Below are 24,234 nucleotides of genomic sequence, written 5' to 3'. Positions count from 1 at the left end.
TATCGTTAGTCTCACTAACGCAATGGATAGGATGAGCGCCGTGAGCAGGGACGAAGCCGCGGACATGCCCGACGACGGCACACCCAGGACGCCCGACCGGCTGCGTCGACGGGCGAGCCGACTGTTGTCGCAGCTCACCGTGCGGTCGGACCGGCTGATCAACGACGGACTGGCCCGGATCGACGCCCGCAAGTGGCACTACGCCGTGCTCGCCTCGTTGCAGGACTTCGGGCCGGGCAGCCAGGCGACGCTGAGCGGGCGCACCGGCATCTACCGCAGCGACATGGTCGGCGTGCTCAACGAACTGGCCGAGCGTGAACTGGTCAAGCGCGCACCGGACCCCGACGACCGGCGGCGCAACGTCATCACCATCTCCGCCAAGGGTCGCCGGCAACTGCGCCGCCTCGACACGGTCCTGGACGGCCTCCACGACGAACTGCTCGCGCCGCTGGACCCGGCCGAACGCGAGCAACTCGTGCAGTTGCTCACCCGCTTGCTGGACCACCACACGCGAACCCCCTGACCCACGCAGTGTCACCAGGGCGCCCGCATGACCGAATTGGCACTCTTGACGATCGATTCTGGCCAGTTAATGGTCGCACTAGGGCGTAAGTCGATCGTTCATGGTTCGGCTGCCGAAGCCCATGCGTCAGAACATCCCGTGGTGGAAGGACAACGCCGGTGACCAACCTGGCTCTTGAGGGATTGGCGAGTGCGCGGCACTCCGCGATCCACCTGGAGATGCGCGACGCCTATCAGCCCAGCGATCCCGACTTCCTCGCGTGGCAGAACGGCAAGCGCCTCGACCCCGCCGCGGACCGGTCAACGTGGTGGCGACCGTTCCTGGACTCGGTGGCCGAGGCGACGGAACGCGGCGTCAGCATGCGGCGGGCGCGCATCGTGTCCGAGCCCGTGACGGACTACATCAAGTACGAGTACGACATCAGCTTCTCCAACGTGGCCGCCGGGGAGCTGATTCGCTGGCTCCCTCGACGCAAGGCGGTGGACATACCGCTGCCCGGCGCTGACCTGTGGATGTTCGACGGATCGTCGGTGCTGTTCACCCACTTCTCCGGAGTGGGTGAGGTGGTTGAGCGGGAGTGGCGCACCGAGCCGGCCGTAGTGGAACTGGCCAGCTCGGCGTTTGAGGCCGTGTGGGAACGAGCCATTCCGCACGAGGAGTACAGGCCGGGCTGAGGCGGGGCGGCCGCCCCGGGGGCGCCGTTGCCCCCGGCGGCGTACCGCTTCTTGCCTGCATGCCTGGTCGTGCAACTGCGGGGGAAGAGGCTCAGATCGTCAGGACCCGGCGCCCGCGCGTGTGGCCGGCTTGGCTGTCGGCGTGCGCCGCCGCGGCCTCGGCGAGCGGGTACGCCTTCTCGATCGGGATATGGAGCTTGCCCCGCGAGATGAGATCGACGGCCTCGGCGAGCGCGTCCGGCACGCTCCCGGCCACGCCGGAGAACCGGACTCCGAGCTCCGGCGCACTGAGGTCGGCGATGGAGACCACCCTCTGTGGATCTCCGGTCAGTTCGACGAGTTCGCGGATCACGCCCGAGCCCGCCAGGTCGAGGGCGGCGTCGACGCGGCCGAGTTGCCGCACCCGCTCGACCCAGCCCTCGCCGTACGTTGTGGCGAGGGCGCCCAGGCCGCGCAGATAGTCCTGGTTCGCGGCCCCGGCCGTGCCGATCGCCGTGATACCGCGGTCTCGGGCGATCTGCAGCACCGCCGAGCCAACGCCGCCGGACGCGCCGCTGACCAGCAGCGTCTGCCCGGACCGCACACCAACCTCGCGGAGGATGCGCAGCGCGGTCTCCACCACGGATGGATATCCGGCGGCCTCTTGGAACGTCAGCCCCCCGGGCATGCGGGCCCAGGCGGACAGCACGGCGAACTCGGCGTAGGCGTGGGTACCTTCGCCGAACACGCGGTCGCCGAGCTCGATCCCTTCGACGCCCTCGCCGATCTCGTCCACCACCCCCGAGGCGTCCAGCCCGACTCCGGCCGGCAGCTCGATCGGATGGACTTTCTGGAACTGACCTTCGCGGATCCTCCAGTCGACGGGATTCACGCCCGCCGCGCGCACGGCGATGCGTATCTGGCCGGGGCCCGCGTGGGGCTCCTCGGCGTCTACGAGTTGCAGAACATCCGGACCGCCGAACTCGGCGAAGCTCACTCTCTTCATGCGGTGGAACGTAACACTAACGGTTAGTGTTTTGAAACCGTTCGGGTTTCGTATCTGATAGTTTCAGGGTCATGACCGAGCCGTCCGGACGCCGCGAGCGCAAGAAGGCAGCGACCCGTCAGAAGATCGCCGACGCCGCCCTGCGGCTCTTCCTGGAGCGCGGGTACGACGCGGTGGGCATCCGCGACGTGGCCGCCGAGGCCGACGTGGCCGTCACCACGCTCTTCTCCCACTTCGCCTCGAAAGAGGCCCTGGTGTTCGAGCGGGACCAGGACTTCGAGCAACGCCTCACGCGGGCGGTCACGGACCGGGCGCCGCGCGAACCGCTGCTGCCCGCGCTGCGCCGCGAGATCCGGGCCATGGTGCGACACTGCACGGCGGACGGTGCCGCCCCGATCTGGCGCATGATCGACGCAACGCCCGCCCTGCGGGAGTACGAGGAGTTGATGAGGCTGCGTCATGCGCAGGCGCTGGCAACGGCCATCGCCGCCGAGCGCGACCTGCCGCAGACCGCCACGACCTGCCGGGCAATCGCGAGGTTCGTGCTCGACGCCTATTCACTGGCCCGCGAGGCGCCCGAACCGGAGGCCGCGGTGGACGAGATCTTCCAGATGATCGAGGCGGCCTGGGAAGTCGCCTGAGGCCAAGGGGCCTGGGGCTCTTGGGACTGATGGGGCGGAAGTGTGAGTGGGGCGGGCGTTGTCGGCAGACGTCCGGGGCGTTGTCAGTGGTCCCGCCTAGCCTTGGGACATCCGATGGTTCGTTCCGACCCTGGAGGTTTCCATGGCTTCGCGTCTCAACCCCTACCTCACCTTCGGCGGCGACGCCCGACAGGCGATGGAGTTCTACAAGGAGGTCTTCGGCGGCACGTTGGAGCTGAAGACCTTCGGCGAGTTCGGTCAGGCCGGTGCGCCGGGGGCCGACAAGGTCATGCACGGCATGTTGGAAACCCCGAGCGGCTTCACGCTGATGGCCAGCGACACCCCGCCGGGGATGACGTACACGTCGGGCGACAGCTTCGCGATGAGCCTCAGTGGCGACGACGACGCAGAGCTGCGCGGCTATTGGGAGAGACTGTCCGCCGGGGGCTCCGTTGCCGTGCCCCTGGAGAAGCAGATGTGGGGCGACACGTTCGGCATGTGCACGGACCGGTTCGGCGTCCGCTGGATGGTCAACATCGGCGCGGCGCAAGGCTGAACGGCGCCCTGCGAGGCGCCCACCCGACGGTGTGGCGCTCGTCCGGGAGCCCCGGTGCTACCCGAGGGTCGTTTCCACCCGGGCCGCGAAGTCCAGCACCGCGGCGGCGCAGAGGGACCAGGCGCGCGTGGTGGGGCGGTGCAGGGTCTGGACGAGCAGGACCGAACCCTCGGGGCTCTCGGGAAGCGGTTCGATCGCCAGCCGGCGGGCCACCTGCCAGGTGTGGTTGCGGTCGGGGCCGGCGGTGGTGGGCGTCAACGCGCGGGCCGCGTCGACGAGATGGGAGTTCCGGTTCAGCCGCTCCGCGGTCGAGGGATCGCCCTCGAAGCGGGCGGAGGTGGTACCGGCGGGCGTGCTCAGTTCGATGGGCGAGGGGACCGTCGGGGCCAGGGGCACGGCGTAGAGGAGGTGCCCCAGTCCCAGGCTTCGGCGGATGCCCGAGCGCCCGGTCAGGACCGAGGCACGGAGTTCGAAGCGCCGGGGGGACTGGGCGTCGACGTAGAGGAAGCAGTGCGTCGGCACGGGCATTCCGCTGAACCGTGCGCGCGGTGGGAGCAGGCTCCCGGCCGGCACGCCGGTGCTCTCGGCCGGCAGCGTCATGGCCAACGGCGGTGCGCTGAGGCCGAGTTCCTCTCCCAGCGCTGTGGTGAGGTCGACGGCGGTCTGCTCGGGAGTGGCGTTCCGGCCGGACCAGATCGCGGCGGGCATGGGCGTTTTCTCCTTGCTCGGTCAGGAAAGGCCGATGGCTTCCTGGCGGATCCGGGCCGCCTGCTGCTCCTGCCCCTCGGCATCCAGGAGTTCGCTCAGCCGGTGCAGCGCTGCCCGGTGTTCCGACTGGAACCGTCCCGGCCGGGCCTGGGTGAGCGCGCGCCAGGCGTCGGCGGCCTCCCCGGCCCGGGCCAGTGCGTCTGCCTGCCGGCCCTGGATGGCCAATTCGTCGCGACTGGCGTCCAGTTGCTGGGCCTGCCGCAGCATGGTCTGGGTGGGGTCCTCGACGGGGGCGGGCGCGGCGGCCTCCTCACGGGCGACCCGGCGCCTGCGCACGGTCATGCTGAGGTATCCCACCAGGGCGATCAGCCCGCCGGTGATGGCGCCGGAGACCAGTTTGTGCAGAAGGTCGTTCATGGGGAACCCGTTCACTCGCTGAGGGTGCGCACCCTACGGATCCGGGTGCGGACGCGGCAGGCGCACGACCGATGGTCCGGCGCCCTGTCCGCACCACTCTCGTGGGCGGCGCTGAAATGGCGATGAAACCTAGTGGGGGTGAGGAACCTGGTGGGGTGCGGGGCCGCGGGTGGTGCGGCCATGGAGCAAGCGCCGTTGGCTGCGGGGCGGTTGGCGAGGCAGGCCGGGCCTCGTGGCGGCTGCTGCCCCGCAGCGCTGGCGGTTGACGTCCTATTGGGCGTCGTACCAGGTGACGCCGTCGCCGCCGGTGTGGCCGATGGTCTGCGTTATGACGTTGCCGTCCTGCCAGTACTTGGGGTGTTGCTGGAGGAATCCGGGGACGGAGCGGATCGAGGTGGCGTCGCACGCCAGGTCGGTGCGGATGCAGAAGCGCCGCACCGGGACGCCGTCGTACTTCGCCGGAGCGGCCCCCGTGGAGGTGAATCCCAGCGCGCTCCAACCCTGGGGCACCCGCGCCCAGATGCCGGTGCCGGGCTGCATCGGGTCGGCGTAGAGCATGCCGTTCACCTGTGAGCGGGGTATGGCGGTGCGGCCGTCGGCGATCGTCCGGAGCGCCTGGTCCGCCACCTGGGCGCCCTGGGAGTAACCCACGATCGTGAAGCGGGCGTTGGGGTCGCGGTGGTAGGTCTTCTCGGCGGCGGCCAGCAGGTTGCGGTAGCCCTCGCGGACGCTGGCGTCGTAGCTGAGGGCGTGGGTGTCCGGGGCGTTGTGGCCGTTGAGCCAGGGGCCGGCGCTCGCCGGATAGCAGACCGGTACCGGAATACCGCCGTTGAGATGCTTGTTGGCGAATGCGTAGGTGGAGGTGCAGCCGGGCGCGGGCGCCGCCGAGCCCGTGCCGCCGACCTCCAGGTAGTAGTGGTGCACCGAAGCGGCCTGGGCGACGGTGGGCGTCGCGGCGGTGAGGGCCACCATGGCCGCCGCCGCTCCGGCCACGCCGATGGCCTTCTTCCCTCTGGTGCGCAGGGTCATCGCGCTGTTTCTCCTTGAGTCGGGTGAGACGTGTGGGATGTGTGGGGCAAGTGCTGTGTGGGGGCACGACGTTAGCCGTGGATGTTGGAACGGGGATGAAACGGGGATGCGCTGCCGGTTGGGCAAGTCCACGGGGCCCGCGTCCGGGGGGGCGGTCAGTGGGTGCCGTCGGTGCGACAGCGTTCCACGAGCGCCCAGAACACAAAGAGGTTCGGGATCCTGGGCAGGGGCGGCCCCCATCTGCGCCACTCGCCGTCGACCGTGAGCTGGAGGAAACCCTCAACCACGCCGATCCGTTGCACCCGTGCCCAGGGCGTGCACCGCTCTCCGATCCCGAGGTGTTCTCTGCTCAGCCAGACGTCCCCGAAGGAGACGCGCTCGCCCCGGTGGAGCGTGGCCAGGGCGCCGGGTAACTGGGCGCGGGTGACGGCCCGTTGGATCTCGTGCTCCCAGTCCCGCGCGTCGCCGCCGTCCGGACCGCCGCGCAGCACCAGACGCTTGTGCTCGATGTCGGTGAGCGTGTGCAGGAGGGTGGCACCGGCGGGGGAGGAGTCGCGCGGCCGGGTGCGGTGTCGGAAGACCGAGGTGGTGTCGTAGCGGACGACGTGAATCCGGCCCTTCACGGCGACGGTCAACCCGTGCTCGTACAGATCCAGTCGCGCGTTCGGGCTCGCCCGCGTCGCGGGGGACCGGCCGTATCGGGCGAGGGCCGGCAGCCAACGGGCCGGCCGGAACGGGCCGTTCCGGGTGCGGGCGCGGTACGCGGTTGTCGTGTGGGTGGCCAGCCGTCTGCCGAGGTGCGCGCGGCCGGCCGCCGCGGAGATCCGCGCCAGCAGCAGCTCTTCGCCGCGGGTGCGCGGCGTCGACCTGGTCACGGCGCCGTCGCGGCGGGGCCGGCATCGCACCCACGCATGATCGTCCGGTGCGTCCGCCGCAGCAGTTGGCTCGGCGGCACCCCCAAATCGTCGGCCAGCCGGCGGCGGGTGCGATCGAACACGGTCAACGCGTCGGCCTGCCGGCCGCTCAGACACAGCGCGCGCATCAGCATCGCGGCGACGGGCTCGTCCAGCGGCTGCGCCGCGGCCAGCGCCCACAGCTCGTCGACCGCCTCGGCGTGCCGGCCCAGCCGCAGTTGCAGGTCCAGCTTGCGCAGCGCGAGGCCGGTCCGGCGCTCGGCGAGCCGCAGCCGCTCCAACTCCGCGAACGGGCCCGGCAGTCCGGCCAGCGGCTCCCCGCAGAACAGTTCCAGCGCCCGGGTGAGGCAGCGCACCGCCTCGTCCAGTTCACCGCTCCGCTCGGCCGCACCGGCGGCGGTGACCCGTTCCTCCATGCGTGCCACGTCCACCTCGACCGCGCCCGGGACCAGCCGGTAGCCGCACCGGTCGTGCTCGATCACCGACTCCGTGCCGCTCTCCACCTGGAGGACCTTCCGAATCCGATAGATGTACACCGGCACGACCTTGGTGAGCGGTGGCTCCATCCCCCAGATCCCGTCGAGCAGTTCGTCCTTGCTGACCGCGCGGCCGCGGCACAGCGCCAGCGCCGCCAGCACGGCCTGCTGGCGCAGATGCCCCAGATCCACCGGCTGCCCGTCGCGCCAGGCCCGCAGCGGCCCGAGCACCGAGATCCGCACCCGTTGCTCGGGCGCGCGGCGGACGGCGGCCCGCTGCACGGGCGGAGCCGCCACGCGGGGGCCCCGGCCGGGGACGACCAGCCCGCAGTCGAAGGCGTGCACGATCGCGGCGGCCCGGTCCCGCAGTTTCAACTTGGCGAGGATCCGGTCGAGGTGGTCATCGACCGCGCCATCGGGGAGGGCGAGGGAGCGGGCGATCTCGCTGTCCGTCAGACCACAGCCGACCGCGCGGAGAACCGCACGTTCGTGATGCGTGAGTTTGGTGACGGTCGGACGGTCGAGGGCCGCGGTCGTCGGCATTGCGGGCTCTCCTGGGTTGAGGCGGTCGGCAGTTGCCCTAGGGCGTGTCCGATGGGTCATGGCCGGGGCCGCGGCGCCTGGCACGGCACCTCGCGGCGTTGCCGAAACGTCCCAATAGCTCCGCTATCAGGCCGCTCCGGCGCCTTGCGATGCGCCCCCAGCTACCGCTGGGAGGTGCCCCCTGCACCAGACGCCGCGGCCTACCCGACCCTGACCCATCGGACACGCCCTCGACGCTGGTCCCGGAGCGGTCAAACGGACAGGCCGGCAGACCGGCCGTATCCGGCCGGTGGCCGCGCTAGAGTCCTCACCTGGGGAAATCGACACGTTGGGGGAAGGCCGATACCCGTGACCAGTGAGTTCAGCGCGCTGTTGAAGAGGCTGCGACGTGCGGCGAACCTGACCCAGGAGGCGCTGGCGGAGCGCGCCGGAGTGGGCGTCCGCACCATCCGCGGGCTGGAGACCGGCGAGCGCGCCGACCCACGGGTGACCACCGTGCGGCTGCTGGCCGATGCGCTCGGGCTGAGCCCCGAGGACCGCGAACGGCTGCTGGCGAGCGCCGTCCGCCGGACCGCGGAAGGTGACCTTCCGGAAGAGCCGCCCGCCCCGCCCGCCACTCCCGAGCCGGCGGCCGGCGATCCGGCGGGCTCGCCGTTCCACCAGACCCTGGCCGACGTCTCCGACCAGATCGCGCAGGCGGTGGCCGCCCGCTGGCGGCGCGAGGAGGAACAGCGGCAGGTCCACGACCCCTACCCGCTGCCGGTGCGCTGGCGGACGGTCGCCGAGGAACTGACCGACCACTGGGCCAACATCCGCCGCCTGCCCCCGGGGAGCGCCCACGGCCCCCTGGACCTCGGTGGCCGACTCGACGCGATCGTGGACGTGTACCGGCGGATCCCGTCCGGGCGGCTGGTGGTGCTGGGCCGCTCGGGCTCGGGCAAGACGATCGTCGCCGTGCGGTTCGTCCTGGACCGGCTGGCGTCCCGGGGCCGCGCCGACGCCGTGCCGGTGATCTTCAGCATCGGCTCATGGGACCCCACCGCCATCACGCTCCGGGACTGGCTCGCCGCGCAACTGACCCGCGACCACCCCGGCCTCGCGGCCCCCGCCCCGGGGCCCGGCGGCGGTACCAACCTCGCCGACGCGCTCGTCGAGACCGGCCGCATCCTCCCCGTGCTGGACGGCTTCGACGAGATCGCCGACGGCCTGCGCCGCCCCGCGCTGGAAGCCCTCAACGCCACCACGCTGCCGCTGCTGCTGACGAGCCGTCCGTCCGAGTACGCCGCCGCAGTGGCCGAGACCGACGTCCTCACCTCCGCCGCCGCGGTCGAACTGACCGACCTCACCCTGGACGACCTCGCCGACTACCTGCCGCGCACCGCCCGCAAGGCCCGCGGCCGCTCGGCCACCGCCTGGGAACCCGTGCTCAGCGAACTGCGCGAGCGACCGCACGGCCGGGCCGGCACCAACCTCGCCGCGGTGCTGACCACTCCGCTGATGGTCACCCTCGCCCGCGCCGTCTACAGCGACGACCCCGACAGCGACCCGGCCGCTCTGCTGGACACCCGCCGCTTCGGCACCCCCGAGGAACTGGAGGACCACCTCCTCGACAAGTTCCTCACCACCGCCTACCAGCCCCGCCCCGAACACCGCCCCGGCAGCGCGTCGTTGCGCACCTGGGACCCGGCACGCGCCCGGCACTGGCTCGGCTACCTCGCCCACCACCTGAACCGGCTCGACACCCCCAACCTGGAATGGTGGCGCCTCGGCTACGGAATGCGCCGCACCACCCGCACCCTGGTGACCGCGCTGGTGGTCGGCCTGGCCGTCGCGCTCGTTGACGGCGTCGTCGGCATCCTCTTCGACTCCTTCGCCTACCAACTCATCGACGGGCTGGTGGCGGGGCTCCTCGCCGGGCTCCTGTTCGGGATCGCGTACTGGTTCCTGGTCGCGGCCAAGGACGCGGCCGTGGAGCCGTCCGTCGTCCGCATGAAGATCCGCAGCAGGGAGGGGAGATCGGGGCGGCACACCCTGCGCCGTCTGGCGCTCGGGGTGCTCTGCGGCCTGGTGTTCGGCGCCGGCTACGGCGTGGTACGCGGGGTGCTCAACGGAGTCGTCAAACACGCCAGCCTCCCGGTCATCCTGGCCAGCGGCCTCGGCGACGGCCTGATCTACGGCCTGATGCTCGCCCTGGCGGCCGGCCCCACCCTCGGCCTGCTCACCCTCTTCGAGACCCCGCTCGACATCCGTTCCGCCCTCAACCCGGTCAGCCTGCTCCGGACGAACGGCCGCACCGTCGTCACCCAACTCCTCATCTGGGCCCCGGTCTTCGGCGCCCTCGTCGACTTCGGGTCCCTGGCGGTGATCGGCCCCGCGTCGGCGGTCCTGGGACCGGTCGTCTGGAACCTCACGGCCGCGCTCAAGCTGGGCATCATCAGCGGGCTCGGCGGCGCCCTCGGCTATGCGTTCTGCCTGACCTCCTGGGGGCAGTGGACGGTCTTCTCCCGACTCTGGCTGCCGCTGACCGGCCGGCTTCCCTGGCCCGTCATCGCCTTCCTCGAAGACGCCTATCAGCGAGGCGTACTCCGCCAGGCGGGCGCGGTCTACCAGTTCCGCCACGCCCGCCTGCAACACCACCTCGCCCACGCCTACCGCTCCCCGCGCCCTGACACGGCGGAGCAAGTCCCCGGGAGTCCGGTACCCGCCGCCCCCGAAACCGGCACACCGTAACGGTGACGACGGCCGAGGCGTGGGCGAGGCAGCCCCTGTCGATGCGTCAACCGGCCTTCTTCCGCCGGAGGGCCGAGCCGTCGCGGAGCAGGAACACGACGATGCCCAACGCCGCCAGCAGGACCACGAGGAGGCCGGTGCGCCCGCCCACGTACGTGCTGATCGTGGACCAGACGCCGGCAGGCTGCGAGCCGGCCGCCTCGCCCAGCCAGAGCGTCCCGTCCGAGGTCGAGGCGGGATGGCCGGTCGAGTTGCGGGCGGATCGGGCGAGGCCGGGGTAGAGCTCGTCCATCCGCGCGGCGCTCAGCTTCTGGGTGCTCACCTTGCTGAAGTCGACGCCCCCGGTCCGCATCACGTAGGTGACGGTCGAGTTGCCGACCCGAGCGGTTTGCTTGTAGGTGAAGTCGCCGTTCCGGATCGAGCGGAGAAAGCTGTCGTACACCTTCCGCGGCCGCCATGGGCCCTGGAGCTTGGCGGGGCCCAGCTCGTGCGAGTCGATGAGGCGGTCGAACGACGTGGTGTGGCCGTCCTGATGACGATCGCGGATCCACTGCGCCACGACCCGGGCCAGGAACGCCTGCCGAATCGGGGCGTATTCGGGGGCCGAGTTGACCGCTTCGGTGATCTTGGGCGCCACCGTTTCCTGTTCGAGCCGCTCGTTGCGCGCCGTGGTCTTGGGGTCGGCGTTGCACGAGGCGTTGCCCATGGCGTTGAGCTTCATGGCCTGCGTCTTGACGTTGAGCTTCGCCTTGAGGACATAGAGGGAGGAACCGTCCTGGCGCACCTCCACGTCCCCCGGCACGATCCACAGCCGCGACGAATAACAGACGGGCCCCGAATCCGCGCCGAGCGCCTTCCAATACCGCGCGCCGAACGGCGTCTTCGGGTCCACGAGACGGCCCGCGTCCCGCTTCATCCGCAGATCCGCTTCGAGCAGCGCACGCCCGGCGTTCGTCTGACCCAGATCGGGGTCGACGATGCGGTCCGGCTCGTCCGGATTCAGGTTGACCCAGAACTTGTTGGGGTTGAGGGTGAGCCATGTGCGTAGGTCCGCCGTGCTGTTCTTCAGGGCGGCCAGGCTGGCGTTCATGTCCCGCGTCAGCCCCGACGAGGCGGCTTTCCCGGAAAAGGCGTACTTCACTCCGGAGCCAGGATCGTCCGACATGTAGCGCAGCCGGAGGGTGGAGAAGTCCACGCCGCCGTAGGCGTCCGAGGAGAGCGCCTGGGCCAGGCCGCTCCCACTGGCCTTATCGCCCTCACCGCACGGCGACGCCAACGACATCGCGGACTTCCCCACGTCGCAGGGGCCGGACAGCCCGACATTGCCGTCCGCCTCCTCGGCCGCGCGAGCCAGCCGCTTGTGCGACTCCTTGCGCAGCGCGGTGAAGAGGCCGCCGCCGTTGAGGACTCTGCCTGCGCGCCTGGCGAGGTCCGAACCTGACTCACCGAACCGGATGACGGAGAACGAACGCGGAAAAGGAGCGCGGCTCTTCAGGAGAGTCTCGCATCCCTTCTCGTCTTCGCAAGGCGTGCGCAGACCGGCGAGACCGGCTGCCGAGCGCACGATGATTTTCTTGGCCAGGTCCGGCACTTCGGCCTTCTGACCCGAGGTGCGGGCCACACCGCGGAGGGCTGCCGGAACGGCGTGGTCGAGCCAGTCGAGCATGTTCACTTCCGAGTGGCCCGAATGGGCATTGGCGGTCGCGATCCGCAACACCGGTGACGCTTGCCAGCCATCGAAGTCCCAATCGGAATCCGAGTAGGGCACGCCGAGTTCGTTGTAGAGGGCGGTGTGGGCATCGTCGGAGATCATGCTGACCCACAGCGGATAGCGAGGTCTCTCCTGCGGAGGGAGGCCCTTCGTGGCCCACGGTGGTGGCGTGTCCTCGGCCTCCTGCCGCAAGTTGTGCAGAAACGACTCAGATCCGTCGCGGACCCACGATTCCAATGTGCTGTCGTGCGTCATCCAGTCGAAGGTGAAGAAGCCCACGCCGACGTTTGTCACGGGGAAGGGGTGGTGCCTGATGGTGTCCCAGGCATGAAAGAGCTCCGCTCCCAGCGGATTGTCCAGGATCTGTTGGGAGTATTTCTGGAGCTGCTGTTCGTTTGGGTCAGGGCCCGGCGGTATGAGGACGATGTGGGCGTTGGCCTTGCCGGAATCCGAAGCCGTCGCCGCGGGCGCGCCGTTGAACACCGGAAAGACGGCGAGGACCAGCGCGGCGAGCAGCGCGCCGAGGCGCCCGCTCCTACGACTCATGGCTCACCTCCGGCGGTTCGGGGATGGCGCCCGCGGCGTGGAGGTAGGCGGTCAGCGCGGGGCTGGGTTCCGTCTGGCCTTTGGAAGACGAGCCGGAGTCCCGTTCTCCGAGTCGGTAGGCGCCCCAGCCCGCGCCGACGATGCCGGTCAGTGCCAGGGCGTCGACGAGCGCGGCGCCGGCGAGCGAGGTGCCCGTGGAGCAAGTCCTGCGGTGGAGCATGTCGTTGATGTTCACCGACGGCCGGTAGCCGTAGCCGACATCGCAGGCCGATGCCTCCTGCGCGGTCAGCAGCGGCACGATCCCGGCGAACAGGGCCGCTACGGCAGCCAGGCGCAAGGTGGTCCGGCCGGAGCTGCTGCGGGGGGCGCTCATCGGGTCACCGCCGGGAGGTCGCCCTTCAACCGCACTATGCGAGTACGCAATTCGTCCCCCTGCGAGGTGTCGGTCGGATCGTTGTGCACATGTCGGCCCGCGAGTTCCAACTGGGCCGTCTGCAGGCGGTGCAGCGCGCGTGCCGAACCCCGGCCGTACCAGCGCCAGGTGCCCACCACCGCCCAGAACCGCCGTGCCGCAGAGGCCAGGACCGGCAGTTCCGCCTGTGTGATGGCTGCGCCCGCCGTCGCCTCCTGCTGCACCGCGGCCCGCATCACCCGCCCGCGTTCCCGCAACCCGTGCACCAGGAGCGCGATGGCCAGGGCCGCGAACGGCAGTTGCGGGAGGAGCCACAGCAGCGGCGAGACCACCAACGTGTCGAACGCGCTGCCCAGTTCGACATGGCCCTGGACCTGGCGCGACAGCCACCCGGACACCGTCTCGGCGCCCGACGTGCCGCCGATCGCCGCCACCAGCGAGGCCGTGGCGACGAGCCCGCGCCGCCGCGCCCTGGCGGCCAGACCGAGCCCGGCCCCCAGCAGCGCACCGAACGTCACCTGCCCGCCGAGCAGGCCGACCGACTGCCGGATCCAGTATTCGAAGCCGCCGGACACACCGAGGAACGAGCCCAACGAACCATAGATCTTGATGAGGAGGGCGCTCTCCACGAAGTTGTACCCGAGCCCGACGGCCGCGCCGAGGCTCAGACCGGTCACGACATCGGTGACGCGGTGCCGGAACATCAACAGGAGCAGCACCACCCCCGCGGCGACGGCGAGTTCGTTGACGGCGTCGAGGTGCAGGATCGTCAGGCCCATGAGGTGGTAGAGGCTCTTGAGCATCCGGCCGGGATCGGTCGCCGAGGGGGTGCCGCCCAGGTAGCCGTTGAGGGCCCCGAAGACCAGCCCGCTACAGGCGCGGCCGAACCCGAAGACGATCAACGCGCCCCAGGCGAACGCGGCCAGCAGCGCCCTCAACGGGACCCGGGCGAACCGCACTCCGCCGTGCAGCAGCAACAGCACGGCGGCCGTACTGGGTAGACAGGCGAGCGCGGCCGGGAAGTACTCCACCATGACGCTCAGCGGGATCAGCCCGAACGGCAGCAGCAGGCACCCCAGCGTCAACCACGTCAGCAGCACCGAACGCCGGTCGGACGGACGGGTGATGACCGCGTAGACCTGGATGAGCACGCCGGCCGCGATCCCCGCCAGTACGGTCCAGAACACGGCGCGCGGCATGGCCAGTAGCTGGGAGAACGAGCCCAAGTTGCCCGGCAGTTTGTAGAAGATGGACAGGGCCGGCTCGTCCGGCGTCAGCCGCGGGCGGGTGAGGTCGAGGACCAATTCGAGCAGGTACAGCGCGATGGCGATGCGGCCGATGAGCAGCGCTCTGGCACGGACCATCGGGTCGTCCCGGACGGGCAGGCCGGCGGGAAGCCTCATGAGTCACCTCCCGGCTTGCCGTGCAGACCGGGCAGGTCCGTGGGCAGGTTGGTCGGCAGGTTGGTGGGAAAACCGGTTGGCAGGTTGGTCGGCAGGTCGGTCGGCATGTTGGTCGGTAGGCCGGTGGGCAATGAGCCCGGGGGGATCGACGGCAGGGAAGTGGGCGGTGTGGGGAAGGAGGTCGGAAGGGACGTGGGGAGGGATGTCGGCATCGAGGGGGGCTTCGGCATCTTCGGAACGCTGACGTCCATGGAGCCGCCGAGGTTGATGGCCAGCGAGGCGACCAGCAGCACCGCGCCGGCGAGTCCACCGATCATGACGAGCCGCGTCTGGACGCCCGGTGGCCCGTCGTCCGTGTGTTCCGCGTCGATTGCCCGTTTCACTCTTCCCACCATTCTTCGTGTTGGACGGTGACCAGGGGCCGGTGACCAGGGGCCGGTGGCCGGTGACGTGTGGCCGGTCGTTCCTGGCCGCGGCGGCGCAGTCGCCGGGGTGGTGCCGAGGTCCGGGCCGGTGACGAGGGGGCTGGGCGGCCATCGGACAGCTTGTGCGGCACGTTAGGGGCGGCCGCTGAAATCGCCGTGAAATGACAACGGGCCTGCTGGTGGGGCGGGTTGCCGGTGGACTCTCGCGACTCCTGGTGGTCCCCGGTCATCCCCGGCAGGCTCCGCGCTCCGGGTGGCGCCACCGCAACCGGTTCGGGCGGCGCGATATGAAAGTGCGCTTTGCTGTTTCCCCTTCCGGGTGATTCTCCGGCTGCGGGTACCCGGCGATCGCGCCCCCGAGCGGCGCGGCCACCTCTACCCCGCCACCGGACCGACGAAGCCGCCCAACGCCTCCGACTGACCTGCGTGAACGCCCTCGCGCAGGGGCCTTTCCCAGCCACTGCGGAGAGGGAGTTGACGGATCGGAGAATCGATTCGTCGAGCGTGCCGGAGCCACTGCTTGTGCAGATGGGCGGGGCTCACGAGCCCTGGGGGTGTGCCAGCTTTCCTCTGCCACCAAGGCATCAGAACAAGACACTTACCAGGAGGTATCACCGCCATGACTACGCGTACGGCCTTCGGGCTGCTGGCCGGTGCCGCGGTCCTCGCGCTCGCCGCCCCCGCCACCGCCCAGGCGGCCCCCTTCCACGAGGGTCACGAGGGCCACAAGGCCCCTCGGAACTGCGCGTCCGGTGCGCTGTGCGCCTACTCCGGCGCCCACTACACCGGCCGGGTCACCGTGATCCGCGGCGACAACCGGAACCTGCTGCACAAGCGGGCCCTGCGCCACATCGAGTCGGTCTACAACAACGGCCGTCACGACGCCGTGATCTGGGACCACAAGGACTTCAAGGGTCACCGCATCGAGGTCGGCCGCAACCGGGGCGAGGTGCGGCTGCCGCACCGTTTCGGCCACGACGTGGCGTCCAACAAGTGGGAGACGCACCGCCGCTGACCCGGCGCGCGGGCTGAGTCGAAGCGGCTCGCGTCCGCGCCTTCCGGAGCATCCCGCAGCAATACGAAGGGCACCCAGGGGAGTCGTTGTCCCTGGGTGCCCCACGGTGCCGGCGGTGGAACGGGCAGCCGGAGGAAGCCGTTCCGGAGCCTGACCGTAGGGTGGGTCGATGCTCGATCCGACATCCCCCACAACCTCGACGGTCGCTGCGGCCTCCGGCGAGTCCACGGCCCGGACCGGCCGCCCCGTCGCGGCTGCCTTCCGGGTGCTCGCGGCCCTGATCGGCGTCACCGGCATTGCACTGGACGTGATCGCCTCGCACGATCTCGGCCGGCTCTTCAGCTACTTCACGATCCAGTCCAACATCCTGCTGGTCGTCGTCTTCGTATGGTCCGCCCACCGTGCCTGGACCGGGCGGCCGGCCCTCTCGCCACGCATCACCGGCGCCGCACTGCTGTACATCTGCATCACCGGGCTCGTGTTCCATTTCGTGCTGTCCAACGACGCCAGCGGCTTCGCCATGACCAGCCAGCGCACGTCCCTCGAAACGGCCGCCAGTCAACTCCTCCACACCGCCACCCCACTCGCCGCCTTCCTCGATTGGCTCGCCTTCACGGCCCCCGGCGCCTTCCTGTTCCGCTCTGCCTGGCAGTGGTTGATCTACCCCCTCCTCTATCTCCCCTTCGCCCTCATCCGCGGTGCCTTCCTCGCCCCCGGAACCGAGGGCCGCTACCCCTACCCCTTCCTCGATGTCGACCTCCACGGCTACGCGGGCGTCCTCACCGACTCCGTGGTCTTCGCCCTGGCCTTCTACGTCCTGGCCCTGGCCCTCGTCGTCCTCGACCGGATCCGCCCTGCCCTGCGCGGCCGCCGGAACCGAATACCGTCCGCGGGCCTTGACCGGCTGGATGGTTGACGCCGGGGAGCGTGCGCCCCGCCGCCCATCGGACCGCTCCGCCGAGCCCCGGCGGAGCGGTCCGCGGCGAGGGGCAACAGGCGTGTTCGCGACGCGGGACGTCAGCGATCCGTAAGGACGTCAAATCCCTTATGCCCCTTTTGTTCTCGTAAGGTGAGGGGGGTGAGTGAGACAACACCCTCCCCGACCCGGGTCGACGTCGTGCTGCCCTGCCTCGATGAGGCCCAGGCACTCCCGTGGGTGCTGGACCGGATTCCGCCGGGCTGGCGCGCGATCGTCGTCGACAACGGCTCCACCGACGGTTCCCCCGACATCGCCCGCAGCCTCGGCGCACACGTCGTCCAAGAGCCCCGCCGTGGCTTCGGTGCCGCCTGCCACGCCGGTCTGACCGCCGCCACCGCGGACGTCGTCTGCTTCTGCGACTGCGACGCCTCCCTCGACCCGGGGCGGCTCCCCGACGTCGCCGGTCCCGTCCTCGACGGCACCGCCGACCTGGTCCTCGGGCGCCGCCGACCCACGACTCCCCGCGCCTGGCCCCCGCACGCCCGCCTGGCCAACCTCGAACTGGCCCGACTGATCCGCCGGCGCACCGGATTGCGCCTGCACGACCTCGGGCCGATGCGCGCCGCCCGCCGCGTTCCGCTGACCGACCTCGCCCTGACCGACCGGCGCTCGGGCTACCCGCTCCAGATGCTGGTCCGCGCCGCGGACGCCGGCTGGCGGGTGCGGGAGACCGACGTGCCCTACCACCCGCGCACCGGGCGCTCCAAGGTCACCGGCACCTGGCGCGGCACCTGGCACGCGGTCCGCGACATGCGCGCCGTGCTCGCCGAGCGGCCGGCCGTCGCCCCGGTACGGGCGACGAGCCTTCCGGGAGCCGGGCGTTGAGCGCCCCGGCCCAAGGGTCGGCCACGCTGCTGGTCATCGCCAAGGAACCCGTCCCCGGGCGGGCCAAGACCCGGCTCACCCCGCCCTACGCACCGCACGAGGCGGCCGCCCTGGCCGCGGCCGCCCTCGCCGACACGCTGCACACGGTGCGCCAAACCCCCGCCCGGCGCCGCATCCTCGTCCTCGACGGCGCCCCCGGCCCGTGGCTGCCGCCCGGCTTCGACGTCGTGCCCCAGGCACCCGGCGGCCTGGACGAGCGCATCGCGGCCGCCTTCGCCCACTGCGACGCCGGGCCGGCCCTCCTGGTCGGCATGGACACCCCCCAACTGACCACGGCTCACCTGGTGGACATCGGCCGGGACGCGCCCGACGCCTGGTTCGGGCCGGCCGCCGACGGCGGGTTCTGGGCGTTGGGTTTCGCCGACCCGAGGCACGCCGCGACCCTCGTGCCCGGCGTGCCGATGTCCACCGACCGCACCGGAGCGACCCAGCGCCGTCGACTCGTCGACGCCGGGCTGACCGTCGCCGACCTGCCGGAGCTGCGGGACGTCGACACCGCCGCGGACATCGCCCCGGTCGCCGACCGCTGCCCGGCCCACTCGCGTTTCGCCGCCACCGCCAACGCCCTGGCGGGAGTGGCCCGGTGAGCGGCCGGCCCAGCGGCGCGGAGGGCCTCGCCGCCGCGGCGACGCAACGGACCGCGCTCGGCCGGTACCCGCCGATCGAGCGCGCGAACCCGACCCAGCCGCCCACCGCAACACCCCTCACCGACCACCCCGCGCCCGCGCACGGGGGTGAGCCGTGGGCGAACCATCCCTACGCCCGCGCCCTGCGCACCGGCCGCGGCCCGCTCTTCCTGCGCCGTCTGCCGCCCTCGGACCCTCCGCAGGGCCCTGGTTGGTGGGGCGACCTGCTGCCCCTGGACGTCGAGCGCTGGTGCGCGGCACCCGACGCCGCCGACACCAGCGTGCTGCACCGTTGCCTCGGCCCCGTCCTCGACGCCGGGTGCGGCCCCGGGCGCATGGCGGTCGCGCTGTCCGCCCGGGGCACGCCCGCGCTGGGCGTGGACGTCAGCCCCGCCGCCGTGGCCCACACCCGCCGCCTCGGGGGCCGGGCCGTGCAACGGTCCGTCTTCGACCGCCTACCTGCGGAAGGCCGTTGGAGCACCGCACTGCTCATGGACGGCAACATCGGCATGGGCGGCGATCCCATCGCCCTGCTCGCCCGCCTTAGCGCCCTGGTCACCCCGGGCGGCCGCCTGCTGGCCGAGGCCGCCGCGCACGACGTCGACGAGCGCCTCACCGTCCGCGTCGAGGACGCCGGGGGCCGCCACGGCCGTCCCTTCCGCTGGGCCCGGCTGGGCACCACCGCCCTGCTACGCGCCGCCGACGCGGCCAACTGGCACCCGACCGACGCATGGACGGTCGGCGGGCGCCCGTTCGTGGCACTGCACCGCCCGAACCCCGGGTGGCACGAACCGCCCCCCACCCTCACCACAAGGCCCGACCACCGATGACCCACAGCGCCGCCCCCCACCACCTGTCCCCGCCGCCGTCCCGCCGCCCCACCGCACCCGCGAAGCCCACAACCACCCGCATCCGCACCGCAGTTACCGTCGCCCTCCTCGCCGCGCTCACCGCCGTGCTTGTCACCACGCTCCGCGCCGGAGACAGTCACCGCGCCCCCGGCCGCCTCCTCGCCGGCCAAGTCGCCGCCTGGGCGCTGTTCGCCACCGCTGCGTGGGCCGTGCGCAAGATCCCGGCGCGCACGGCCACCGGACTCGTCCTGGCCGGCGCCGCCGCCGTCGCGTTGGCCGGCCTGGCCGCCCCACCACGCACCAGTACCGACATGTACCGCTACGCCTGGGACGGCCGCGTCCAGGCCGCCGGCATCTCGCCCTACGCCCACCCGCCCGCCGCGCCCCAACTCGCCGAGCTCCGCGACGACTGGCTCTTTCCCACCGAGCGCCCCTGCGCGGGCCCGCCCCTGGCGCGCACCAACAGCGGGCTGTGCACCCGCATCAACCGCCCCACCGTCCCCACCATCTACCCACCGCTCGCCGAGGGCTGGTTCCTCGCCGTGCACGCCCTCTCGCCACCGGACAGCCGCCACAAGCCCTTCCAAGTCGGCGGCGCCACCCTCGCGTTCGGCACCACCCTCGCCCTGCTCGCCGTGGCACGCCGGCGCGGCGATCCCTCCCGGGCCCCCGCCCGCGTGGCCCTGTGGGCATGGTGCCCGCTCGTCCCCTTCGAAGCGGTCAACAACGCCCACATCGACACCCTCGGCGTCCTGCTCACCGTGCTCGCCCTCAGTACCGCCACTGCCGGGAGCCGCCGCGGCGCCCTCCTCGGCGCCGCGGTCGCCGTCAAACTGCTGCCCGCCCTGGCCCTGCCCGGCGCCCTCTCCGGCCGCCGGGGCCCCACCCAGGTGGTGCGCCTGGCCGCACCCCTGCTCGCCACCGTCGCGCTCCTCTACCTGCCGTACCTCCTCGCGTCCGGCGCCCAAGTCCTGGGCTATCTGCCCGGATACCTTCAGGAGGAGGGCTACGCGTCCGGGCATGTGCAGCGCTTCGCCCTGCTGCGACTGCTCCTACCGGACGCCGCCGCGGGCGCGGCCGCCGTCGTGCTGCTCGCACTGCTCGCCGGCTACGTCTGGCTTCGCGGTGACCCCGAACGCCCCTGGCACGGCGCCCTGTTGACGACCGGCGCCACCTTGCTGCTGGTCTCGCCCAACTACCCCTGGTACGCCCTGCCCGTCGTCGCCCTCGTGGCCCTGGACGGCCGCGGGGAATGGCTGGCCGTCCCCCTCGCCGCCGCGGTCCTGTACCTCGCCGGCCCCCTGCTGATCGGCTTCCCCCTCCAGGCGGTCACCTACGGCGCCGCCGCCGCGGCCGTCGCGACCGGTGCCTTCCTCCGCGCCAACGAGGGGCGGTGGCCGCGGGGGCGACGGCGCGGGGGAGTGCGCACGGCCGCCTGAGGGGGAGGCAGGGATGGATGGTGGCGGCGCGGAGGCCGCTGTTGTGGGCACTGTCCCGACGCCCCGACGCCCCTCAACGCTCAAGAGCCAGTAACCGCACGCCCGTTACTGCACCGCCGGCCCCGCCCTCCCGCTTCCCCCGTCAGGACTCCTCCTCCCACAACGGATGTTCCCGCCTGGCCCAGGCGCGCGCGACGTAGCCGGTGCGCAGCCCGCGGCGGGCCTCCGGAGCTCGGGCGGCCAGCCAGATGTGGCCGAGGACGAGGACGCCGACGAGCAGGGCGGTGACGTCGTGGACCAGCGTCGCCCCGGTGCGCCACAGCAACGGCACCAGGCCCGGGAACCACAGCAGCAGACCGGTGCCGATCAGGACGAGCGCCGCGCCGGCCACCGACGCCGCATACAGCTTCTGTCCGGCGTTGAACTTTCCCGCCGGGCGTCGGCGCCGCCCGCGCAGGGTCGCCCGCAACCAGCCGCGGTCCTGCGGGCCGAACCGGTTCAGCCGACCCAGGTCCGTCCGGAAGGCCCGCGAGGCGAGCCCCAGCAACAGCGGCACCGGCAACGCGATTCCCGCCCACTCGTGCACGGTGACCACCAGCCGGCGGCGACCCACGAGCTCGGCCAGCCAAGGGACGTACAGACAGGCCGCGGTGACCAGCGCGAGGCCCATCAACACCGCCGTGCCCCGGTGAATCCACCGTTCCGCGGCGGTGAAGCGCCGCAGCCGCTCCGCGTCGAGCGCCACGGCCGCCCGCCCGGTCAACTCATTCAACGGTGGCATCGTCCCGCCCGTTCGACGTGCCGACCCAGGCATCCACGTCGTACCCGTACCGTTCCCAATAGCCGGGCTCCACGCGGTCGGTGACGGTGATGCCAGACAGCCATTTCGCGGACTTGTAGAAGTACATCGGCGCGGCGTACAGCCGGGCCGGCCCGCCGTGCGCATGCGTCAGCGGCCGGTCGTCCATCGCGTAGGCGACCAGCATGTCCGGACGCCGGGCCTGTTCCAGGGTGAGGCTCTCGCTGTAGACGCCGTCGAAGCAGGTGAAGCGCACGGCCCCGGCCCCGGGCCGGACCCCCGCCGCGTCGAGCAGGTGGGACAGCCGCACGCCGGTGAACGGAGTCCTGGGTACCCGCCAACCGGTCACGCACTGCACGTCCTTCACCAGTCGGGTGCGCGGCAGGCGTTGGAGGTCCGCCAGGGAGTACGTCGTCGGGCGCTCGACGAGCCCGCCCACGGCGAGCCGGTAGTCGGTGGCGGTCCGGTGCGGAACCGAGGGCGCCACCGAGTAGAGACGGAAGCCGCCGGAGCCGGGCAGCAGGCCCGTGATGCCGTTGGGGTCCCGCTCGCGCACGCCGGAGAGCGCCGCGTTGAGACCATCTTGCAGCGGCGCCCCGAACGCCACGCCCGCGGCGCCGAGCCCGAGCATCCCCAGGACCAATCGCCGCCCGACGGGCCTGCCTTGTCGTTCGCTGACCATGTGACCAGCAGAGCAGCGGGCCGGGGCGCTGACCACCCCGTGCGCCCCGGCGTCAGGGTTTCGTAAGCCCCGCTTCGGTGCCGCGGCGGGTACCCGGCAGCACGATGAGGTCGGCACGGGGGAACCCGTCGGGCCTGCCGGGGGTACGTCGTCCGTTCGGCTAGTGCCAGGCACGCGTCCGCACGTCGGGCGGGACCGGCGGGCGGACCTGCGCCACCTTGAAGTTGACCGTGCGCCAGGCATGCGCGCGCACCGGAAGCCGCCCCGGACAAACGGAGGGCGGCCGACCCCATGGAGAGGGAGAGTGCCGATGGACGATGACAGACGACCGCCAGGGTCGGGCGGCCCCGGCAAACCCGCCCGCCTGACGCCCCGCGCGCGGCGCGGCCGGCAGCGGCTGCGGCGGATCCGCACCGCCACGGCGGCGCGGGCCACCCGTGTCGTCGCCGCTGGGGCGGCACTGGCCCGGCGGATCGGCGAGCTGCCGCCGCCACCAGGCCCGTTCCGCACCGGGTTCTGGCGCAGCCCGCTCCGCGGACCGTGGCTGACCTCGGTGTTCGGCCTGGTGCTGCTGTTCGGCATCCCACTGATGTTCCTCACCGGCGCGCTCTCCTACGCCGCCTACAACCCGGGGCTGGACCCGCTGAACGACCAGACCCCCGACAAGGGCCTGTTGGGCTTCTACCTCTTCGACTGGCCCACCCACCCCGCCTGGTTGTACCGGCTCACCCAGGGCGTGCATGTGACGCTGGGAGTCGTCCTGCTGCCGGTGCTGCTGGCCAAGTTGTGGTCGGTGATCCCGAAACTGTTCACCTGGGTGCCCGTCCGCAACCTCGCCCACGGACTGGAACGGCTCTCACTGCTGTTCCTGGTCGGCGGGGCCATCTTCGAATTCGCCACCGGCCTCCTCAACATCCAGCTCTTCTACGTCTTCCCGGGCTCCTTCTACACCCTGCACTTCTACGGTGCCTGGATCCTCGTCGCCGCCTTCGCCGTCCACGTCAGCATCCGACTGGGACGGATGACCCGCGCCCTGCGCTCCCGCAGCCTCGCCGCCGAACTGCGCACCGACCTCGCGCACACCCGGCCCGAATCCCCCGACCCCGACGGCCTGGTCCCGACCGACCCCGCCGCGCCGACGATGACCCGCCGCGGCGCGCTGGCCATGGTGGGCGGCGGCTCGCTGCTGCTCCTCCTGGTCACCGCCGGCCAGAGCATCGGCGGCCGGCTGCGGAGCACCGCCCTGCTCGCCCCGCACAACCGCGAGCCGGGCACCGGCCCGAACGGCTTCCAGATCAACAAGACGGCCGCGGCCCTCGGCGTCACGCCGGCGCACGTCGGCCCCGACTGGCGGCTGGAGATCCACGGATACGGCCCGCCGCTGCGCTTCCCCCGCGACCGACTCCTCGCCATGGACCGGCACAGCGCCGCCCTGCCGATCGCCTGCGTCGAGGGCTGGTCCACCCCCGACCAGCTCTGGAACGGCCTGCGGCTGACCGACCTCGCCGCCCTGGCCGGCCTGCCGCACGCCCGGAGCCTCCTGGTGGAATCCGTCCAACCCCGCGGCCCCTACAGCTCGGTGGTGCTGCGCGGCAACCAGATCCACGACCCCCGCTCGCTGCTCGCCCTGCGCGTCAACGGCGCGGACCTCTCCCTCGACCACGGCTACCCGGCCCGCATCATCGTCCCGGCCAACCCCGGCGTGAACAACACCAAGTGGGTCCGCCGCCTCACCTTCAGGACCTGACCATGGCCCGCTTCGTGCGCTGGTACGGTGCCCACCCCCTGCATCTCCTCGTCCTGCTCTGCTCCTTCGCCCTCACCGGCTACGCCGTGGTCCGACTGTTCGCCGTCCGACCACTGACCGTGGCCGTCTGGTTCGTCGGCGCGGCGATCCTCCACGACCTGATCCTGCTGCCGCTGTACTCGCTGGCCGACGCCTCCGCGCACACCGTGCTGCGGCACCGCGCCCCCGCCCCGCTGCCCGCCTCGCCCTGGATCAACTACCTCCGGGTCCCCGCCTTCCTCTCTGGCCTCCTGCTGCTTGTCTGGTTCCCCCTCGTCCTCGGCCTCTCCACCCCCTACACCGGTGCCACCCATCTGTCCGAAGACGTCTTCCTCGGCCGCTGGTTGGCGTTGACCGGTGTCTTCTTCGGCGTCTCCGCACTGGCCTTCGCCCGCACACTGCGCCGCCAGCGGCGCACCCGCCCACGCCCTCCGCGCGAGGCCGCCGCCAAGGACTGACAGCGACCGTTGAGTCTGGTA

Annotated in this window: 25 protein-coding genes; 13 read left to right on the top strand and 12 right to left on the bottom strand. The window is 71.9% G+C overall.

Annotation, left to right across the window (positions count from 1 at the left end; all coding sequences use genetic code 11):
* Nucleotides 1–31 precede the first annotated feature (31 nt).
* Both ACFVFQ_RS05080 and ACFVFQ_RS05075 read left to right on the top strand, forming a co-directional pair.
* Nucleotides 32–523, top strand: coding sequence for a MarR family winged helix-turn-helix transcriptional regulator (locus ACFVFQ_RS05080; RefSeq protein WP_383408838.1), 492 nt, complete (start codon nucleotides 32–34; stop codon nucleotides 521–523).
* A 158-nt stretch (nucleotides 524–681) separates the two neighbouring features.
* A complete protein-coding gene (locus ACFVFQ_RS05075) occupies nucleotides 682–1,197 on the top strand; it encodes a DUF6879 family protein (protein ID WP_383408835.1) in 516 nt (171 codons plus the stop codon).
* 91 nt (nucleotides 1,198–1,288) lie between these two features.
* Here the strand turns inward: ACFVFQ_RS05075 and ACFVFQ_RS05070 are convergent, their stop codons facing one another.
* The gene (locus ACFVFQ_RS05070; RefSeq protein WP_383408832.1) at nucleotides 1,289–2,182 is read right to left on the bottom strand and encodes an NADP-dependent oxidoreductase; all 894 of its coding nucleotides are present in this window, start codon (nucleotides 2,180–2,182) and stop codon (nucleotides 1,289–1,291) included.
* A gap of 71 nt (nucleotides 2,183–2,253) precedes the next feature.
* Between ACFVFQ_RS05070 and ACFVFQ_RS05065 the strand changes: the two genes are divergently transcribed.
* On the top strand, nucleotides 2,254–2,823 hold the full coding sequence (locus tag ACFVFQ_RS05065; RefSeq protein ID WP_383408829.1) for a TetR/AcrR family transcriptional regulator: 570 nt from the start codon (nucleotides 2,254–2,256) through the stop codon (nucleotides 2,821–2,823).
* A gap of 142 nt (nucleotides 2,824–2,965) precedes the next feature.
* Nucleotides 2,966–3,379, top strand: coding sequence for a VOC family protein (locus tag ACFVFQ_RS05060; RefSeq protein WP_383408826.1), 414 nt, complete (start codon nucleotides 2,966–2,968; stop codon nucleotides 3,377–3,379).
* Nucleotides 3,380–3,436: 57 nt separating this feature from the next.
* Here the strand turns inward: ACFVFQ_RS05060 and ACFVFQ_RS05055 are convergent, their stop codons facing one another.
* From ACFVFQ_RS05055 to ACFVFQ_RS05035, 5 genes are all read right to left on the bottom strand, one after another.
* Entirely contained in the window at nucleotides 3,437–4,087 is a 651-nt protein-coding gene (locus ACFVFQ_RS05055) for a hypothetical protein (RefSeq protein WP_383408823.1), read from the bottom strand.
* 21 nt (nucleotides 4,088–4,108) lie between these two features.
* Nucleotides 4,109–4,504: a hypothetical protein gene (locus ACFVFQ_RS05050; protein WP_383408820.1), complete on the bottom strand. Its 396-nt coding sequence runs from the start codon at nucleotides 4,502–4,504 to the stop codon at nucleotides 4,109–4,111.
* Nucleotides 4,505–4,774: 270 nt separating this feature from the next.
* Nucleotides 4,775–5,533: a PE-PPE domain-containing protein gene (locus ACFVFQ_RS05045; protein ID WP_383408817.1), complete on the bottom strand. Its 759-nt coding sequence runs from the start codon at nucleotides 5,531–5,533 to the stop codon at nucleotides 4,775–4,777.
* A 155-nt stretch (nucleotides 5,534–5,688) separates the two neighbouring features.
* A complete protein-coding gene (locus ACFVFQ_RS05040; RefSeq protein WP_383408814.1) occupies nucleotides 5,689–6,408 on the bottom strand; it encodes a DUF6585 family protein in 720 nt (239 codons plus the stop codon).
* Nucleotides 6,405–7,466: a BTAD domain-containing putative transcriptional regulator gene (locus tag ACFVFQ_RS05035; protein WP_383408811.1), complete on the bottom strand. Its 1,062-nt coding sequence runs from the start codon at nucleotides 7,464–7,466 to the stop codon at nucleotides 6,405–6,407. The genes ACFVFQ_RS05040 and ACFVFQ_RS05035 overlap by 4 nt, the downstream gene beginning before the upstream one ends.
* A gap of 348 nt (nucleotides 7,467–7,814) precedes the next feature.
* Between ACFVFQ_RS05035 and ACFVFQ_RS05030 the strand changes: the two genes are divergently transcribed.
* A complete protein-coding gene (locus tag ACFVFQ_RS05030) occupies nucleotides 7,815–10,196 on the top strand; it encodes a helix-turn-helix domain-containing protein (protein WP_383408808.1) in 2,382 nt (793 codons plus the stop codon).
* Nucleotides 10,197–10,242: 46 nt separating this feature from the next.
* Here the strand turns inward: ACFVFQ_RS05030 and ACFVFQ_RS05025 are convergent, their stop codons facing one another.
* The 4 genes from ACFVFQ_RS05025 to ACFVFQ_RS05010 are packed head-to-tail and all read right to left on the bottom strand — an operon-like array spanning nucleotide 10,243 to nucleotide 14,651.
* A complete protein-coding gene (locus ACFVFQ_RS05025; RefSeq protein WP_383408806.1) occupies nucleotides 10,243–12,390 on the bottom strand; it encodes a hypothetical protein in 2,148 nt (715 codons plus the stop codon).
* Between the two features lie 52 nt (nucleotides 12,391–12,442).
* Complete coding sequence (locus ACFVFQ_RS05020) at nucleotides 12,443–12,826, bottom strand: hypothetical protein (RefSeq protein WP_383408803.1); 384 nt, start codon at nucleotides 12,824–12,826, stop codon at nucleotides 12,443–12,445.
* Nucleotides 12,823–14,268, bottom strand: a complete 1,446-nt coding sequence (locus ACFVFQ_RS05015; protein ID WP_383408800.1) for a PrsW family glutamic-type intramembrane protease — start codon at nucleotides 14,266–14,268, stop codon at nucleotides 12,823–12,825. The genes ACFVFQ_RS05020 and ACFVFQ_RS05015 overlap by 4 nt, the downstream gene beginning before the upstream one ends.
* Complete coding sequence (locus tag ACFVFQ_RS05010; protein WP_383408797.1) at nucleotides 14,265–14,651, bottom strand: hypothetical protein; 387 nt, start codon at nucleotides 14,649–14,651, stop codon at nucleotides 14,265–14,267. Before ACFVFQ_RS05010 ends, ACFVFQ_RS05015 begins: the two co-directional genes overlap by 4 nt.
* A gap of 661 nt (nucleotides 14,652–15,312) precedes the next feature.
* Between ACFVFQ_RS05010 and ACFVFQ_RS05005 the strand changes: the two genes are divergently transcribed.
* The 6 genes from ACFVFQ_RS05005 to ACFVFQ_RS04980 all read left to right on the top strand — a co-directional run bounded on the left by ACFVFQ_RS05005 (nucleotide 15,313) and on the right by ACFVFQ_RS04980 (nucleotide 20,488).
* Nucleotides 15,313–15,708 carry a peptidase inhibitor family I36 protein gene (locus ACFVFQ_RS05005; protein WP_383408794.1) on the top strand — a complete coding sequence of 132 codons (396 nt, stop codon included), beginning with the start codon at nucleotides 15,313–15,315 and terminating at the stop codon, nucleotides 15,706–15,708.
* A gap of 169 nt (nucleotides 15,709–15,877) precedes the next feature.
* Nucleotides 15,878–16,624: a Pr6Pr family membrane protein gene (locus ACFVFQ_RS05000; RefSeq protein WP_383408791.1), complete on the top strand. Its 747-nt coding sequence runs from the start codon at nucleotides 15,878–15,880 to the stop codon at nucleotides 16,622–16,624.
* A 162-nt stretch (nucleotides 16,625–16,786) separates the two neighbouring features.
* Nucleotides 16,787–17,512: a glycosyltransferase family 2 protein gene (locus ACFVFQ_RS04995; RefSeq protein WP_383408788.1), complete on the top strand. Its 726-nt coding sequence runs from the start codon at nucleotides 16,787–16,789 to the stop codon at nucleotides 17,510–17,512.
* Complete coding sequence (locus tag ACFVFQ_RS04990) at nucleotides 17,509–18,159, top strand: DUF2064 domain-containing protein (RefSeq protein ID WP_383408785.1); 651 nt, start codon at nucleotides 17,509–17,511, stop codon at nucleotides 18,157–18,159. The genes ACFVFQ_RS04995 and ACFVFQ_RS04990 overlap by 4 nt, the downstream gene beginning before the upstream one ends.
* Entirely contained in the window at nucleotides 18,156–19,028 is an 873-nt protein-coding gene (locus tag ACFVFQ_RS04985; protein ID WP_383408782.1) for a class I SAM-dependent methyltransferase, read from the top strand. The genes ACFVFQ_RS04990 and ACFVFQ_RS04985 overlap by 4 nt, the downstream gene beginning before the upstream one ends.
* Nucleotides 19,025–20,488, top strand: coding sequence for a glycosyltransferase family 87 protein (locus ACFVFQ_RS04980; RefSeq protein ID WP_383408779.1), 1,464 nt, complete (start codon nucleotides 19,025–19,027; stop codon nucleotides 20,486–20,488). The genes ACFVFQ_RS04985 and ACFVFQ_RS04980 overlap by 4 nt, the downstream gene beginning before the upstream one ends.
* Nucleotides 20,489–20,630: 142 nt before the next feature.
* Here ACFVFQ_RS04980 and ACFVFQ_RS04975 read toward each other — a convergent pair whose 3' ends face one another.
* Together ACFVFQ_RS04975 and ACFVFQ_RS04970 are read right to left on the bottom strand one after the other, a co-directional pair.
* Nucleotides 20,631–21,269, bottom strand: a complete 639-nt coding sequence (locus ACFVFQ_RS04975) for a cytochrome b/b6 domain-containing protein (RefSeq protein WP_383408776.1) — start codon at nucleotides 21,267–21,269, stop codon at nucleotides 20,631–20,633.
* On the bottom strand, nucleotides 21,253–21,969 hold the full coding sequence (locus tag ACFVFQ_RS04970; protein ID WP_383408773.1) for a molybdopterin-dependent oxidoreductase: 717 nt from the start codon (nucleotides 21,967–21,969) through the stop codon (nucleotides 21,253–21,255). Before ACFVFQ_RS04970 ends, ACFVFQ_RS04975 begins: the two co-directional genes overlap by 17 nt.
* 310 nt (nucleotides 21,970–22,279) lie before the next feature.
* Between ACFVFQ_RS04970 and ACFVFQ_RS04965 the strand changes: the two genes are divergently transcribed.
* The gene (locus tag ACFVFQ_RS04965) at nucleotides 22,280–23,716 is read left to right on the top strand and encodes a molybdopterin-dependent oxidoreductase (protein ID WP_383408770.1); all 1,437 of its coding nucleotides are present in this window, start codon (nucleotides 22,280–22,282) and stop codon (nucleotides 23,714–23,716) included.
* A gap of 2 nt (nucleotides 23,717–23,718) precedes the next feature.
* Nucleotides 23,719–24,213, top strand: a complete 495-nt coding sequence (locus ACFVFQ_RS04960; protein ID WP_383408767.1) for a hypothetical protein — start codon at nucleotides 23,719–23,721, stop codon at nucleotides 24,211–24,213.
* Nucleotides 24,214–24,234 lie beyond the last annotated feature (21 nt).

This window comes from Streptomyces sp. NPDC057743 (assembly GCF_042798755.1).
Classification (GTDB): domain Bacteria; phylum Actinomycetota; class Actinomycetes; order Streptomycetales; family Streptomycetaceae; genus Streptomyces.
This window is presented reverse-complemented; position numbering and strand designations above follow the sequence as displayed.

What these genes read in the sequence shown, in the direction of transcription:
- ACFVFQ_RS05080 (WP_383408838.1), top strand. Translation starts at nt 32, where the DNA reads ATGAGCGCCGTGAGCAGGGACGAAGCCGCGGACATGCCCGACGACGGC.
- ACFVFQ_RS05070 (WP_383408832.1), bottom strand. Translation starts at nt 2,182, where the DNA reads ATGAAGAGAGTGAGCTTCGCCGAGTTCGGCGGTCCGGATGTTCTGCAA.
- ACFVFQ_RS05065 (WP_383408829.1), top strand. Translation starts at nt 2,254, where the DNA reads ATGACCGAGCCGTCCGGACGCCGCGAGCGCAAGAAGGCAGCGACCCGT.
- ACFVFQ_RS05060 (WP_383408826.1), top strand. Translation starts at nt 2,966, where the DNA reads ATGGCTTCGCGTCTCAACCCCTACCTCACCTTCGGCGGCGACGCCCGA.
- ACFVFQ_RS05055 (WP_383408823.1), bottom strand. Translation starts at nt 4,087, where the DNA reads ATGCCCGCCGCGATCTGGTCCGGCCGGAACGCCACTCCCGAGCAGACC.
- ACFVFQ_RS05050 (WP_383408820.1), bottom strand. Translation starts at nt 4,504, where the DNA reads ATGAACGACCTTCTGCACAAACTGGTCTCCGGCGCCATCACCGGCGGG.
- ACFVFQ_RS05045 (WP_383408817.1), bottom strand. Translation starts at nt 5,533, where the DNA reads ATGACCCTGCGCACCAGAGGGAAGAAGGCCATCGGCGTGGCCGGAGCG.
- ACFVFQ_RS05035 (WP_383408811.1), bottom strand. Translation starts at nt 7,466, where the DNA reads ATGCCGACGACCGCGGCCCTCGACCGTCCGACCGTCACCAAACTCACG.
- ACFVFQ_RS05020 (WP_383408803.1), bottom strand. Translation starts at nt 12,826, where the DNA reads ATGAGCGCCCCCCGCAGCAGCTCCGGCCGGACCACCTTGCGCCTGGCT.
- ACFVFQ_RS05015 (WP_383408800.1), bottom strand. Translation starts at nt 14,268, where the DNA reads ATGAGGCTTCCCGCCGGCCTGCCCGTCCGGGACGACCCGATGGTCCGT.
- ACFVFQ_RS05005 (WP_383408794.1), top strand. Translation starts at nt 15,313, where the DNA reads ATGACTACGCGTACGGCCTTCGGGCTGCTGGCCGGTGCCGCGGTCCTC.
- ACFVFQ_RS05000 (WP_383408791.1), top strand. Translation starts at nt 15,878, where the DNA reads ATGCTCGATCCGACATCCCCCACAACCTCGACGGTCGCTGCGGCCTCC.
- ACFVFQ_RS04980 (WP_383408779.1), top strand. Translation starts at nt 19,025, where the DNA reads ATGACCCACAGCGCCGCCCCCCACCACCTGTCCCCGCCGCCGTCCCGC.
- ACFVFQ_RS04975 (WP_383408776.1), bottom strand. Translation starts at nt 21,269, where the DNA reads ATGCCACCGTTGAATGAGTTGACCGGGCGGGCGGCCGTGGCGCTCGAC.
- ACFVFQ_RS04970 (WP_383408773.1), bottom strand. Translation starts at nt 21,969, where the DNA reads ATGGTCAGCGAACGACAAGGCAGGCCCGTCGGGCGGCGATTGGTCCTG.
- ACFVFQ_RS04965 (WP_383408770.1), top strand. Translation starts at nt 22,280, where the DNA reads ATGGACGATGACAGACGACCGCCAGGGTCGGGCGGCCCCGGCAAACCC.
- ACFVFQ_RS04960 (WP_383408767.1), top strand. Translation starts at nt 23,719, where the DNA reads ATGGCCCGCTTCGTGCGCTGGTACGGTGCCCACCCCCTGCATCTCCTC.